We start from the raw sequence: 14,991 nt of genomic DNA on the forward strand, positions 1-14,991 counted from the left end.
TGCGGATTTACTCTGCTAATCGATTTGAATGCTGCGATGCAGCATTTTTTAATGGTGCTTGACGAATTGATCGCGTAGACCTCTCCTGTGTTTCAGCGGCAAGGGAGGCTGCAATGGTGAAATGGGTCTATACATTCGGTGACGGCAAGGCGGAAGGATCCGCGGGCGATCGCAATCTGTTAGGTGGAAAAGGCGCAAATCTTGCCGAAATGTGCGCGCTTGGTTTGCCGGTTCCGCCTGGATTCACCATCACGACAGATGTTTGCAGCTGGTACTATGACAATGGCCGGAAATATCCGGACACGCTCGAAACGGATATAAAAAAGTCCCTCTCCCACATTGCCACAATAACGGGCCGCAACTTTGGCGATGTGGAAAAGCCGCTGCTGGTCTCCGTGCGCTCAGGAGCGCGTGCGTCGATGCCAGGTATGATGGATACGGTGCTCAACCTTGGCCTCAACGACGAGACAGTGGAGGCGATTGCTCGCGAGACCGGCGATGCGAGGTTTGCCTATGACAGTTATCGCCGCTTCATCCAGATGTATTCCGACGTCGTCATGGGCCTCGATCATTCGGTTTTCGAGGAGATTCTTGAAGACACCAAGGCCAATCTCGGCCATGAGGTCGATACGGCCCTGACAGCCGACGACTGGAAGAATGTCATTGCGTTGTACAAGGCGAAGATTGAGGAAGAGCTTGATGAGCCTTTCCCGCAGGATCCGGAAAAACAGCTGTGGGGCGCAATCAGCGCTGTATTTTCCAGCTGGATGAATGCCCGCGCGATTACCTACCGGCGGCTTCACAACATTCCGGAGAGCTGGGGCACAGCTGTTAGTGTCCAGGCGATGGTGTTCGGCAATATGGGTGATCGCTCGGCGACCGGGGTTGCCTTCACCCGCAATCCATCCACCGGTGAAAAGAAACTCTACGGCGAGTTCCTGGTCAACGCGCAAGGCGAAGACGTCGTTGCCGGTATTCGCACACCCCAGAACATCACCGAAGACGCACGTATTGCTGCGGGCTCCGACAAGCCCTCGCTAGAGAAGATAATGCCTGCGGCCTTTGCCGAATTCTGCGCAGTGTCGGAACGGCTCGAGAAGCACTACACCGACATGCAGGATCTCGAATTTACCATCGAGAACGGCAAACTGTGGATGCTGCAGACGCGATCCGGCAAGCGGACCGCCAAGGCAGCATTGAAGATTGCAGTGGAAATGGCAGAAGAAGGCCTGATCTCGCGCGAGGAAGCAGTTCTGCGCATTGATCCCGCTTCGCTTGACCAATTGCTGCACCCGACTATCGATCCAGGTGCAGAGCGCAACATAATCGGAACAGGCCTTCCGGCATCTCCGGGCGCTGCCACGGGTGAAATCGTCTTCTCGTCGGAAGACGCCGAGCAGCTGAAGGCAGAGGGGCGCAAAGCGATTCTGGTTCGTATCGAGACCAGTCCGGAAGACATCCACGGAATGCATGCCGCCGAGGCGATCTTGACCACGCGTGGCGGCATGACGAGCCACGCGGCAGTGGTCGCACGCGGCATGGGTAAGCCCTGCGTGTCGGGTGCTGGCTCGCTCCGTGTCGATTATCGTAACGAGACCCTGCTGGCGATTGGCGTCGTTTTGAAGAAGGGCGATATCATCACCATCGATGGCGGCACCGGCCAGGTGCTGAAGGGCGCGGTGCCCATGCGGCAGCCGGAGCTTTCCGGGGATTTCGGCAGGATCATGGAATGGGCTGACAAGACGCGGCGCATGAAAGTGCGTGCAAACGCGGAAACACCTGTCGATGCCCGTACGGCTCGCTCATTTGGCGCTGAAGGTATTGGACTGTGCCGCACCGAGCATATGTTTTTCGAAGGCGAGCGCATCGTCGCCATGCGTGAAATGATCCTGGCCGACAACGAGAAAGGCCGTCGTGCTGCGCTCGACAAATTGCTGCCGATGCAGCGGTCCGATTTCGTGGAATTGTTTGAAATAATGCATGGTCTGCCAGTCACAATTCGCCTGCTGGACCCGCCCCTGCATGAATTCCTGCCGAAAACCGAGGAAGAAATCGCCGAAGTCGCTGCTGCCATGAATGTTGACGCCGACAAGCTGCGCGAACGAACTGATAGCCTGCATGAAACCAACCCGATGCTTGGCCATCGCGGCTGCCGTCTTGCTATCTCCTATCCGGAAATCGCGGAAATGCAGGCGCGGGCAATTTTCGAAGCTGCTGTGGAAGCGGCGAAATCGACAGGGGCCCCTGTCGAACCGGAAATCATGGTGCCACTGGTCGGACTGCGCGCCGAACTCGATTTCGTCAAGGCGCGCATCGATGCGATTGCGGTCGATGTGATGAAAGAGGCTGACATCAAGATCAATTACCTGGTCGGAACAATGATCGAGCTGCCGCGTGCCGCCATCCGTGCCCACTCGATTGCCGAAGTTGCCGAGTTTTTCTCGTTCGGAACCAACGATTTGACCCAGACGACATTCGGCATCTCGCGCGATGACGCCTCATCCTTCCTGATGAGCTATCAGGTGAAGGGTATCATCGAACAGGATCCGTTCGTGACGATCGACATTGACGGCGTTGGCGAACTGGTACGGATCGGCGCCGACAAGGGCAGGGCCGCGCGGCCCGGAATCAAGCTCGGCATATGCGGCGAACATGGCGGCGATCCAGCGTCCATCCACTTCTGCGAGGAGGTTGGGCTCGATTATGTTTCCTGCTCGCCGTTCCGCGTTCCGATAGCCCGGCTTGCGGCAGCGCAGGCGTCGGCAAAGGCGAAGAATGCCTGAACCACGTCTGCCATAAATATGCTTGGTTTCGCGCGCCTTGTCCGCGCGAAATTCCTCAATCTATGGCGAAAATTGTGCGCTCAACGTCGACAATCATCACTGCATTTGTTCTTTGCACTTCCGTCGTCACGGCAGCAGCCAAGGAACATCCCCACTTTGTAGAGCCCAAGCTTTTCATCACCAAAGGCGGCGATGCAACGCCGCAAGTCGCCTTGACGCTGGATGCCTGTGCCGGCCAGACGGATCAGCGCATTCTCAATGCGTTGGTTGAAAACCATATTCCAGCGACAATTTTTGTTACCGGCCGATGGCTCAAGCACAATGCCCCTGCAGTAGCGATCATGAAAGCGCATCCAGACCTGTTTGAACTGGAAAATCATGGGCTTAATCATATCCCAGCCATAGACAACCAGCCCAAGATGTTCGGCCTGAAGACGGCAGGATCTCTGCCTGCTATCCGCACGGAGATAGAAGGCGGTGCGAATGCGCTGATTGCAGCAACACTGGCGAAGCCGGCCTGGTATCGCGACGCAACGGCTCGCTACAGCGACGATGCGATAACACTCGCCCATCAGATGGGGTATCGGGTGGCCGGTTATTCCCTGAACGCCGACATGGGTGCCTCGTTACTGGCTGGTCAGGTTGAAAAGCGCATCGCAGCTGCCAAGGATGGCGACGTGATCATCGCCCATGTCAACCAGCCGACACGAGTAGCAGGAGAGGGAGTCGTTAAAGGCATTCTCGCGCTCAAGCAAAAGGGCTACCATTTTGTGCGCCTAGAGGACGTTCAGGAGAGCGAACAGCCTCTGCGACCAGGTGTCTAACCATCGTTGATATTTATACGACTATCGAAATATCTAGACTTTGGGATAATTGACAGGCTCGTCTGTATTGTGTTCGTTGCGGAACGCTCATTGAGCGACACCTTGGGAGGGGTTCATCCGCATGAAGATATAGAAATTCATATGATTTTTGCGGATACATCCGCGCAGTTCATTTTTTAGCGAACCATTTTTAAAAAGACAGAACCACACCAGAGCTGGATCAAATATTTGATGCGCAATTGTGCCGACACGGCCAACCGCGCAACGGTGCCGCACGTTCGGACATAGCTGCGCATCTCATTGATTTTCCGTCGAAATGTCTGGTTTTGCCTCACCTTGATTTGAGGAGGAATTATCTTGAACCGCATTCAAATTTCTATTCTGAGCTTGCTGCTGTTGCCGGGTCTCGCCGGTTGCAACGATACGAAACCGGCATCGGATACCAGCACGTTTGCCGGCTTGCCCGAGCACAAGGAAGAGCCCAGCGGGGAGGTCGGAACGACTGTCGAGCCCAAACCGCCGGTCGACGTCATATTGATAAAAGATGGTACCATCACACCAAGGCCGGGTGGCTTTGACGTGCAACTACAAAAGGATGTGCTTGAGGTGCGGGCCGCTGCGGCAAACGCTTTGCGCGTGCATTTTCTTCCCGAAGGAAAGGCGTCAGCACCGACACAGGTGATTGATCACAACTTCAAGATGGATGCAACCTTCAAGCTCGAAGCTGGCTCCGATGACAAGACCATGCGGTTGAACGCGGATCAGTTCAGCGCATCCTGGGACGCGGCGACATCGCTGCTTACGATCAAGAATGCGGCAAATGAACAAGTCATGTCGATCAGCACCAATGATCTGAAGAAGGGTCAATTGATTGTAAGGCACGGGGAAGCGGACAGGCTTTATGGCATCGGGGGGAGTGGCAGGTATGAAGATTCCCGAGCAATTTACCGCAACTACGCAGAGGGCCTGAACACTGGCTCTCAGGGTCATGCCGGCGCGCCCTTTGTCTGGAGCACGGCCGGTTATGGCGTTCTGGTCGATACGATGGGTTCGAGCACCAGAAAAATTGAACTGCGCCACGAAAATCTCATCCAGTTTCTCGATACGTCGAAGAAGGATGTCGATGCCTATTTGCTGGTCGGTCGCCCGGCGGAACTATTCGGTGCCGTGGCAAAAATCAGCGGACGCACGCCGCTTTTTCCAAAATGGTCGATGGGCCTTACCAACAGCCAGTGGGGCGCAGGTACGGACAACAAGTGGGGCCCTCTAAGAAAGGATGGCCAACTGCAAGGTATGACCGAGGAGAAGTTTCGCAGCATTATCAAACAATATCGTGAATATAGTATTCCGATCGACGCCTTCACCTTTGACCTCGACTGGATGTTCTGGGGTGGCACGACCAGTAGCGAGATAAAAATTCCTGACTCCCAGTTCCAGTGGAACACAGAACGGTTTCCGGGCATGAAAGCTGACGCTCCCAAGAGTGCAGACCAGAATTTGCGGATGTTTGCGGAAGAAAACGGCATCAAACTGACCACTATCCTGAAGCCGCGCATTCCTTTCTATTCGGCGGAAGGCAGGGTTGCCGAAAGCAAAGGTTACTGGATGCCGAATACAGAGGTAAAGCAGGATTTTTTCACCCCTGCCGGGATGCGGCACGTGGATTTTTCCAGACCTGAAGTTCGCAAATGGTATTGGGAAAAGGTCAAAGGTGCATTCGATACGGGCATTCAAGGCTGGTGGAACGACGAGGCAGATTCCAGCGATGCTACCGACGACGGCAACGAGACCGAGGGCACGGATATGCAGCGCACGGTCTATGAAGGGCAGCGCGCCGCCTCGAACCAGCGCGTCTGGTCGATCAACCGCAATTTCTATCTGGGGGCACAGCGTTACGCCTACACGCTCTGGTCCGGTGATATAGATAATGGATTTGACAGCATGAAAATCCAGCGGCACAGGATGTTGAGCGCTATCAATGCCGGAGCCACGCAATGGACCATGGATGCGGGTGGTTTTCATAACGGAAAGGGGACCAAAGATGGTGGCACCGGCAATGAGGATTATGCGCGCTGGGTACAATTTGCGATTTTCACGCCGATCTTCCGGCTTCACGGCGAAAATGGGGTCGAGCGTCAACCTTGGTTTTATAAGCCGGACGATCAAACCGTAGATAAAATGGCAGCGGTGGAAGCCATCAAGCTGCGTTATAGGTTGATACCCTATATTTACAGCTATGAACATCAGCGCAAAAAGACCGGCGTCGGCATTGTCCGTCCATTGCTGTTCGACTGGCCTGAAGACGAGATTGTCAGCAACAATGTCGACAGCTGGTTGTTCGGCGATTGGCTACTGGCATCTCCGGTGGTGGAGAAAGATCAGAAAAACAAGGAAATATATCTGCCTGCCGGCAATTGGATCGAGTGGAACGCGGGAAACCCACAGACAGGCGGCCGAACGATGAATTTCGGCACGGGAAAATGGGAGAGCAATTTCCCGCTCTTCATTCGCCAGGGTGCGATTATTCCGATGATGCACGAAGACGTGCAATATGTGGGAGAAAAGCTGCTCAAAGAACTGGATGTGGAAGTGTTCCCGGACACCAAGCGTACGTCGTTCGAGTATTATGATGATGACGGCAAAACCTATGATTACGAAAAGGGTGTATATTTCCTGCAGAACTTGTCCGTGCAACGGACTGGCAAAACGGTTCTATTCGAAACGGCTGCGCCAGAGGGTGGTTTTAAGCCGGAGCTCGAATATTATACTGTAAAAATTCATGGCCCTTTTGCCACGAGTGTCGAGTCGAATGGCGCGAAACTCAAGCAGGTTCCGAACCTCACCGATCTAAACACCGCCGGCGAAGGCTGGTATTCTGGCAAAGATGCAGACCATGGTAATATAGACGTGACCTACGTCCGGATAAGAGCCCAGGAAAAGCAAAGCGTTAAGCTGACCACCCAGTGATAAAATCATGAAGGGGCAGTATCTGGCTGCCCCTTTCATGTCTTGGCCAATGGAATATTACACCATCCGCAGCCCGTTCTTCGACACGTAAGCCTCGGTGTCGGCCAACGCCAATTCGAAGCGATTGAAGAGTTCGCCCAGTTCATCCTCGGTGATGATCATCGGCGGGCAGAAGGCGATCGTGTCGCCAAGCGCGCGAAGTATGGCGCCATGTCCTTCCAGGAACTTCGCAAGATTTGAACCAACGCCGTGCGCCGGATCGAAGGAGCGTTTCGTGGCCTTGTTAGCAACCATCTCTACCGCGCCAACAAGTCCGCAGGAACGAACCTCGCCCACGAGAGGATGATCTTTGATTTTGGCAAGGCGGGCTTCAAAGGTAGGGGTCAAGCCGCGAACATACTCGACAATATTCCGGCGCTGGTAAATTTCGATTGCCTTCACGCCGAGCGCGCACCCGACCGGATGACCGCCATAGGTGAAGCCATGGCCGAAACTGCCGAGCTGGGCGCTGTGGTCGACATAGGCCTGGTAGACGTCCTCGGGGACGAGCACCGCACCGAGCGGCGCATAGGCCGCTGTCAGCTGTTTGGCGGCTGAAATCGTTGTCGGCGTCATGCCGACGCTCTGGCTCCCCCACCAGTTGCCGGTACGGCCGAAACCGTTGATGACTTCGTCGGCGATGATGAGAATATCATGCTCGCGCAAGATCGGTTCGATGGCGGCGAAATAGCCGGACGGCGGAACGATGACGCCGCCAGCGCCCATGACCGGTTCGGCGATAAAGGCGGCAATCGTTTCCGGTCCTTCGCGTTCAATCATATCTTTCAAGGACTTGGCAAGACGAGCCACAAACTCGGCCTCGCTTTCGCCCTCGAGGCTGAAACGGTAATGATGCGGGCAATCCGTATGCAGCACGCGGTCCACGGGTAAGTCCCAACCCTTGTGGTTCCCGGGCAGCCCGGTCAAAGATGCGGCCATGACCGTGACGCCATGATAGGCCTTGACGCGGGAGATGATCTTCTTCTTTTCCGGCCGGCCAAGGGAATTGTTATAGTACCATGCAAGCTTGACCTGTGTGTCGTTTGCCTCGGAACCGGACGATGTATAGAACACCTTCGAGATTGGTACAGGCGCGATTTCCTTAAGCTTTTCAGCAAGTTCAATAGCAGGCTCCATACCCTTGCCACCGAAAAGATGGTAGTAGGGCAGGGTGCGCATCTGCTCATTGGCAGCCTCGATCATCTCTTCGTCGCCGAAGCCGAGACCCGCACACCACAGGCCCGACATGCCCTCGATATATGCCTTGCCTTGTGTATCGTAGAGATAGACGCCTTTGCCATGCCCCATGACCAGAGGCCCGGTTTCTGCAAGCTTGTGGAGGGGAGTATAGGGGTGCAAAACCGCGTTGATATCGCGCTGCTGGACATTGGTAAGGGGATGGCCATTCGCCATTGGGTAACTCCGGTTTTGAAAGATTTGCGACCTTAGCCAGACTCGGTTGAAAGTGCAAAGTGCTGCGCCAAGAACGCTCTTTGCAACCTTGCTAACCAAAATTTCAACTCAGGGTGCAAAAAAGCATTCCGGAATCGACTATTCATGCATAAGAATCGCCAGGTCTTGTGCCATTTTCGCGTATTGTTGCGCAAAAACCTTGCCGGAATAGGCGAGCGCCGCTCTAAGTCCGAAAACGTTTGAGGAGAGCGGCAAATTCCATCCCGAGTTTGCTCTGCGGTGCGGTCTCGGGCTGATCCGTGGTCACGGTCAAACTTGTTCCGTCGTTGCCGAGCATCACGAACACGGTCTGATCGGTCGTACCGTCCGACACGGAGATGGCGGCGATCCGCTGCTGATCGCTGTTTTCCGGTGCTCTGATATTGAAGATCACTTCGCCGCCGACGAGATCTGCGGCTTTGCGCAACGCGCCCTCAAAACCGTCCGCGACAATATCCTGGGCACCGAGCGCAAGCTCGATTTCCACAACCTCAAGCGAAACCGCTTTGCCAGCCTCAGGCATATTGTCCGGCCTCGTTATCTTCATGCTTGAAATGCGGTTTGCATTCCGCCCTCTGTTTTCCCGAAACGATTGTCCAAATCAGGACGGTGATCATGTCAGTACTGTGACACCCAATCCACTCATAAAGTGTAAACGGCTTAAATGCAGGTGGACGACCCGAAAATGTCATCGAAGTTTCATGCAATCCCGATATGGGAATGCGACATCTGATATGCCGACAGTACGGCGGAAATGATTTTTATCTAAATTAATTAATAAAATCAATTGTTTAAGTTAAGGACAAGATTTCAATGGAACGTCGCGATTTTATCAAGATGCTGGGTCTTGCCGGCACCAGCGCTACTGCGTATGCCGCCTGCTCATCCTATATGCGTGAGGCACTGGCGCAATCCACCAGCATCAATGAATTGCTGACCACTGCAGCGCATTGTCAAAGCGGCTCGCTCAAGGACGTTGAACACGTCATTCTCCTGATGCAGGAGAACCGCTCCTTCGATCATTATTACGGGACTTTGCGCGGCGTGCGCGGCTTCGGCGATCCGCGGCCCTTGCGGCTCAAGAGTGGTGTATCGGTGTTCAACCAGCCAAGAGCACCGCTCCTTTCGTCATTCAGCTATTCGTTCAACAACGTTAGCTGGGATATGATCGAAGCTTTCGTCGCACCATTCGAGCCGGCACAGCTCAAGCGGCTCCTCAAGGAGCAGATTGATACGATGTTCCCGACGGCGGCGCCGACGGTGACACCGTTGATCGATACCATGCCCGATAATTTTATCCTGCGTGTGCTGCGCAGCGACTGGGACAGCCTCCTGCCGCCGGAGATGGCCGGCAAGACCATTCCGGAGTTACTGGAGAAACTAAAAGACGGCCTCGTGGTTTTGAAGCCTGAGGATATCGATTCGACGTTTGCCGATATAGTGAAGAACGGAGTTATGTCCCTATTCGACAACAAGGAGGTGCTGGATCTGATCGGAAAGGCCCTGCCAGAGGGCGGTTTCCTCAAGCCCGATATGATCAAAGGGATGATGGAAGGGATGCCGGCGCAACAGGTTGTTGCAATCCTTGTGGGTCTTGTTGCCTCTCTTATCAAGATCGATGAATTGAAGGCCTCCTGGCCGAGTGCAGTTGCGATCTTGCCTTCGCTTGGCAAGGGCCTGCCAAACCTGGTGGAACTTTTCTATTGGTTGCAGGGACTGTCGAAGCAGTTCGCGGCGTCACCGGCCGTTGGCATGGTGCCGCAGAACCCCGCACTCCTCCTTTCCCTGCTGCCTGCCGACATTACCAAGTATATTCCCGAGGACATCAAGGCCCAGTATCCGAAGCTTGTTGCCTCGCTAAAGGCGAGGGTCACATCAAACCGTTCCAGGTACAACGCGGTACCGATTCAGCCGGCGAATATAAATCATTCGGGCTGCCGCATACCTATGACGATCAGCGTGATGCCATCAATCGCGGCTGGAATGATCAATGGATGCTGACAAAAGGCGAGGAGGCGATGGCGCATCTCGATGTAGCCAAGGACCTTTCATTCTACCACAAGCTTGTGGACGCCTTCACCATTTGCGACGAATATCATTGTTCTTCCCATACGGGGACGGACTCCAATCGCGCCCATTTTTATTCGGGCACGGCAAATGGCTGGACCAACAATTTGTTTTTCAGCGGCGGCAAAACCGTGCCCGACTGGAAAACCTATCCGGAGACGTTGCAGAACCTGGGTGTAAGCTGGAAATGCTATCAGGATGGCCTGGGAGAAGACTTATTTCTTGGCAATTTCGGCGACAATCTGCTGGAGGATTTCAAGCAATATAAAGTTGCCGGCAGTGAAATCGCCAAGCATGCGCTGATCGTCAACACGATATTGCGCACTGATGCCGACGTCCCCTCACAACTGGAAAAGGATATCGCTGAGGGTACGCTGCCCGCCGTTTCCTGGATCGCCGCGCCCCAAGCCTTCTGTGAACATCCAAGCGGTATCTCGCCGCATTTCGGCGAATATTACGTTAACCAGATATTGAAAGCTCTCGCGGCCAATCCGGAAGTGTGGAAGAAGACCGTCTTCATCATCAATTACGATGAAAATGACGGTTTCTTCGATCATGTGCCGCCGCCTTTGCCGCCGCTGCCTTCGGTACACGACGTTGGCAAGGTCTCCGATGGCATCGAGATTTCAGCGAACGGCTTCAATGCAGAACATGCGACGAAACTGGCGCAGGACCTTGTCACAGCAGAGTATGCACGCTATCCGGCCGAGCCCAGGGATCAATTGACCATGGGTCTTGGCTGCCGTGTGCCTTGCCTTATCATATCACCATGGACCGTCGGCGGGCGTGTCTGCTCCGAACTCTTCGACCATACCTCGACATTGCGCTTCCTCGACACGTGGCTTGCGGCCACGGGAAAGCAACCGTCCGGCTCGACGTTCGAGAACATCTCATCCTGGCGCAGAGCCATTTGCGGCGACATGACGAGCGCCTTCGATTTTACACGCAGGCTCGACACTGTCGCCAGCCAGGGCAAGACCAGGATCGATGCGGCGGTTGCGGCGGCAAAGTCTATTCCGGCTTACCGGACCAAGGCCGATCAAGCCGCGCTGATAAAGGCTCTGCCAAAGTATGAGGGCAAGGAAACCGATATCGCCGCTGACCTGGCCAAGGAAACACGGCTGAAGCAGGACCGCACGCAGGTAGAACTCTTGCCGCTTGGTTATGATTTCAATGTGTTTGGTTCTGTCGTCGAAAAAGCTGGCAAACCCGACAGGCTGCAACTGACCTTCAAGAACAGGGGCAGCATTGGCGTTGCGCTCAACGTCTATTCCTATCATGCCTATGACAAGGATCGAGGCGCCTGGTTTTATGCCTTGACGAAGGCGGGCAAGGACGGCAAGCCAGTGGAAGTCGTTGACGCATATAGCCTTGGCGATCGCGGCGGCAAATATGAATTCGCCGTGCATGCACCGAATGGCTATCTGAGTGAGTTCCGGGGCGACACGAACCGGACGGAGCAGCGGCTTCCGGAGGTGATCGATATACGCTCGACTGACGGCGGCGAGACCGTCGAGTTCGTGTTCGACAAGTGGCCGACAGCCAATGGCAGCATAAAGGCAGTCTCTGCCTATACCGGGCAGATAACTTATTTAAGTAGCGGCGCAATCAAACTTGCTTTGCCAGCCAAGAATGGTTGGTACGATGTCTCTTTTATCGACAGCGACAACGCTATCGTGGCGTCAGCGGAAACGACCACCGGCTATCTTCGCCGCTATGCCGGACATCTTGAAAACGGCAGGATCAGCAAGACTGATCCTGCCATAGGCATTCCATACGATGTGACAAAACGGATTTACGATTGGGCGGGCGCTTAGCCTGAAATCCGGCTATGCGGTAACATATTCAAATATTGATCTTTTAACGTTCAAAAATTTTACTTTGGAGTATTCATTTTGAAAAAGAATTTATTGTTGGCATTTCCGTTGATCCTGCTTTCCGCATGTAATGGATCGGATTCGAATTCGGACAAGGTTGCCAAATCGACTTTCGATGCGGTGACGGCAGAGCTTGAACAGGCAAACAAAGCCAAAGACGAACTGACCAAGAAAAATCAGGAACTTGCTGGGCAACTCAGTACCGCTAACGTGACCATTGCCGGACTTACCAGCGAACGCGATGCCAGTTTGAAGAAAATTGCGGATCTGAACAGCAGCATCGAAGCTGAAAAGCAAAATTATCTGACTTTGAAGACAGACTATGATGCGCTGCAGATATAACACCAGAATGCGCTAAGCACCGGCAAGATCGGACCTGACGGCAAGACCGGGTTTGAAGGCGAACTCAAGGACAAGGCGGATGCACTGAAAATTTCCGAGGACAATCTGATCAAGATGACATCGGAGCGCGACGCTGCAATCTTCGATCGTGAGCGGTTAAACGCGGCGCTGGCAAAGCTCGTCGAAAAAGTCTGCCAATAACAGTTGGCGCAGGGTCAGGCGGCGCTTGTTTGACCCCTTTCACTCCCAACATCCTTTGTTCAAAAAATTTCAGGTAACCACTATGGATAGACGCGATTTCATCAAGATGCTTGGCATTGCCGGCACCAGCGCCACAGCCTATGCGGCTTGTTCTGCCTATATGCAGGAGGCGCTGGCACAATCCACAACGATCGAGGACTTGCTGACCAGCGCTGCCGAGTGCCCGGGCGGTAAGCTTGCCGACATCGAGCATGTGGTGATCCTGATGCAGGAAAACCGTTCCTTCGATCATTATTTCGGGACGCTGCGCGGCGTGCGCGGCTTTGGCGATCCGCGGCCCTTGCGGTTACGCAACGGCAAACCGGTCTGGGAACAATCGGATGGCGCAAGACCTTACCGCCTGCCCAAGACGCAAGCCCATGAATCGGGCATCGACGGGGAAAAGATCCCGGCTAATAGCGCGGGGAGCGTCTTCCTCGAGGATCCGGCGCATGATTATGGCACCGGCCTTGATGCCTGGAACGGCGGTTTGATGGATAAGTGGAAGGAAAAAAAGGGATACGTGGCCCTTTCTCACTACACCGAGCAGGACATCCCCCTGTTTTTCAAACTCGCGCGAAGCTTTACTTTGTGCGACGCCTATTTCTGCTCGCATAATGGCGCCACCGACCCTAACCGGAGCTTCATGTTTACCGGTACCTGCATGGGCAGGACCGCCAATAGTTATTTCAGTGGCGCCAAGGATCCCGCCTGGGTTGACTGGAAATCCTATCCTGAGAAGCTCGAGGAACTCGGAATCGAGTGGAAATTCTATCAGGACGGTTTGACCTGGACGGACGATGCCTTTGCCGGAAATTACGGCGACAACACACTTGAATATTTCAAGCGGTACCGGACCAATGGAACCTCGATCTACGAGAAGAACCAGAGTGTCAATTCGGTCCTTCGGACCGATGCCAGCAAACCATCGCAGTTCGAACAGGACATCCTCGACAATAAACTGCCAGAGGTGTCGTGGATCGTAGCTCCGGAGGCGTTTACCGAACATCCGAAATATCCTCCGCATTTCGGCGAGTATTATATCCATGAAATATTGCGCGCCTTCGCGGCCAACAAGAAGGTTTGGCATAAGACGCTATTCCTGATCAACTACGATGAGAATGGCGGGTTTTTCGACCATGTTCTGCCACCCACGCCGCCTCTGGACAGCGGTCATGGCAAGACATCGCCCGGTATCACACTAACGCTAAAAGGCACGGTCAACTCTGAAACGTCGATCCAGCGCGCCGATCCGATAGGGATGGGACCCCGCGTGCCAATGCTCGTCATCTCGCCCTGGAGTGCCGGCGGCCGGGTCAATACGGAGACTTTCGACCATACGTCTGTCATTCGCTTTCTCGACAAATGGCTGATTGCCCGGGGCAAGCAAGCCGCGGAGGCGCCGGCCTTTTCCACCATCTCCTCCTGGCGCCAGGCCATTGCCGGCGATCTGACCAGCACATTCGATTTTCGCCGGACGCGGACCGAAGGACTCGACAAACTCATTGCGCCCGGTGAAAAAGCGATGATGCTTACGGAGGCCAACCGAACAAGTGCAAGGGCGGCGGCGGCTGAGGGTGCTCATTTCACACCGGGGATTGCCGACGTAAAGGCCGACGCTCATGCGGGCAAGCCGATCGGCAGCAAACAGGATCAAACACGCTGCGAAATCCTTCCTATTGGCTATGATTTTCAGGTCTATTTCCGCTTCGGCACGCACAGTGACGGCAAGAAGCGGGTCGAATGGGTGATCCGCAATAGAGGGCCTCTCGGGGCGGCATTTTATGTAACCCCCTATTCGAGGACGGATGCGCCATCCTGGTACTACAGCGTCGAAGGCGTGAAATCTGGCGGAGGGCCCATCGAAGTCACGGACTATGCCCAGATTGCAAATGGCGTCTACGCGCACGCCATCCACGGCCCCAACGGCTATCTGTTCGAGTTTTTCGGAAACTCGCTGGACACGCAGCAAACGCAGCTCCCGAACATCATGGAGATGAAATCGGCGGATGACGGCAAGAAGCTGCAGATAGTCTTTGAGAAATGGCAAACGGCGAGCGGCAAGCTGAAACTGATCGATGCCTATTCGGGTACCGAACAGGTGATCGACAAGGCGAAGGAAGTCAGTGGAACGACGACGGTCGAGATCGCGACAAAGGATGGCTGGTACGACGTGGCCGTTGTCGATGGCGTCAACGCCAATAATTTTCTGCGCCGCTATGCCGGACATCTGGAAAACGGCAAGATCGGCAAGAGCGATCCGGCCATCGGCCTGGAATACGATCCGTTGAAGCGGGCATATATCGGTATGGTGGCGTAGGAAGTTCGGAACGACTGCAGGTGTGTGGTGCGCTTGTCGAACCACACACCGCCACCGGAAGTTCAAATGCTTGTCTCGGC

Annotated in this window: 9 protein-coding genes and 1 pseudogene; 8 read left to right on the forward strand and 2 right to left on the reverse strand. The window is 54.6% G+C overall.

The window, feature by feature from the left end; all coding sequences use genetic code 11:
• The first annotated feature begins 113 nt into the window (after nucleotides 1–113).
• From ppdK to FHS21_RS05940, 3 genes are all read left to right on the forward strand, one after another.
• A complete protein-coding gene (ppdK, locus tag FHS21_RS05930; RefSeq protein WP_183661225.1) occupies nucleotides 114–2,783 on the forward strand; it encodes a pyruvate, phosphate dikinase in 2,670 nt (889 codons plus the stop codon).
• Nucleotides 2,784–2,845: 62 nt separating this feature from the next.
• Nucleotides 2,846–3,607, forward strand: a complete 762-nt coding sequence (locus tag FHS21_RS05935; protein ID WP_112551570.1) for a polysaccharide deacetylase family protein — start codon at nucleotides 2,846–2,848, stop codon at nucleotides 3,605–3,607.
• 357 nt (nucleotides 3,608–3,964) lie between these two features.
• On the forward strand, nucleotides 3,965–6,574 hold the full coding sequence (locus FHS21_RS05940) for a TIM-barrel domain-containing protein (protein WP_112527376.1): 2,610 nt from the start codon (nucleotides 3,965–3,967) through the stop codon (nucleotides 6,572–6,574).
• Nucleotides 6,575–6,631: 57 nt separating this feature from the next.
• Here FHS21_RS05940 and FHS21_RS05945 read toward each other — a convergent pair whose 3' ends face one another.
• Nucleotides 6,632–8,026 (reverse strand): aminotransferase, encoded by a 1,395-nt coding sequence (locus FHS21_RS05945; protein WP_112551572.1) that lies wholly within the window; start codon nucleotides 8,024–8,026, stop codon nucleotides 6,632–6,634.
• A gap of 223 nt (nucleotides 8,027–8,249) precedes the next feature.
• Complete coding sequence (locus FHS21_RS05950) at nucleotides 8,250–8,612, reverse strand: hypothetical protein (protein ID WP_112527380.1); 363 nt, start codon at nucleotides 8,610–8,612, stop codon at nucleotides 8,250–8,252.
• 344 nt (nucleotides 8,613–8,956) lie between these two features.
• Here FHS21_RS05950 and FHS21_RS30560 point away from each other — a divergent pair, with 344 nt between their 5' ends.
• From FHS21_RS30560 to FHS21_RS05970, 5 genes and pseudogenes are all read left to right on the forward strand, one after another.
• Entirely contained in the window at nucleotides 8,957–10,066 is a 1,110-nt protein-coding gene (locus tag FHS21_RS30560; protein WP_281386000.1) for an alkaline phosphatase family protein, read from the forward strand.
• Nucleotides 9,994–10,908 (forward strand): annotated as a pseudogene (locus FHS21_RS30565) (alkaline phosphatase family protein); the annotation flags it as partial. The gene FHS21_RS30560 and the pseudogene FHS21_RS30565, both read left to right, overlap by 73 nt.
• A 144-nt stretch (nucleotides 10,909–11,052) precedes the next feature.
• Nucleotides 11,053–11,949 (forward strand): phospholipase domain-containing protein, encoded by an 897-nt coding sequence (locus tag FHS21_RS30570; RefSeq protein WP_246410883.1) that lies wholly within the window; start codon nucleotides 11,053–11,055, stop codon nucleotides 11,947–11,949.
• A gap of 78 nt (nucleotides 11,950–12,027) precedes the next feature.
• Nucleotides 12,028–12,351 carry a hypothetical protein gene (locus FHS21_RS05965; protein WP_210283373.1) on the forward strand — a complete coding sequence of 108 codons (324 nt, stop codon included), beginning with the start codon at nucleotides 12,028–12,030 and terminating at the stop codon, nucleotides 12,349–12,351.
• A 283-nt stretch (nucleotides 12,352–12,634) separates the two neighbouring features.
• A complete protein-coding gene (locus FHS21_RS05970) occupies nucleotides 12,635–14,911 on the forward strand; it encodes a phosphocholine-specific phospholipase C (protein ID WP_183661231.1) in 2,277 nt (758 codons plus the stop codon).
• Nucleotides 14,912–14,991 lie beyond the last annotated feature (80 nt).

Source organism: Phyllobacterium trifolii, from assembly GCF_014192095.1.
Taxonomy (GTDB): Bacteria; Pseudomonadota; Alphaproteobacteria; order Rhizobiales; family Rhizobiaceae; genus Phyllobacterium; species Phyllobacterium trifolii.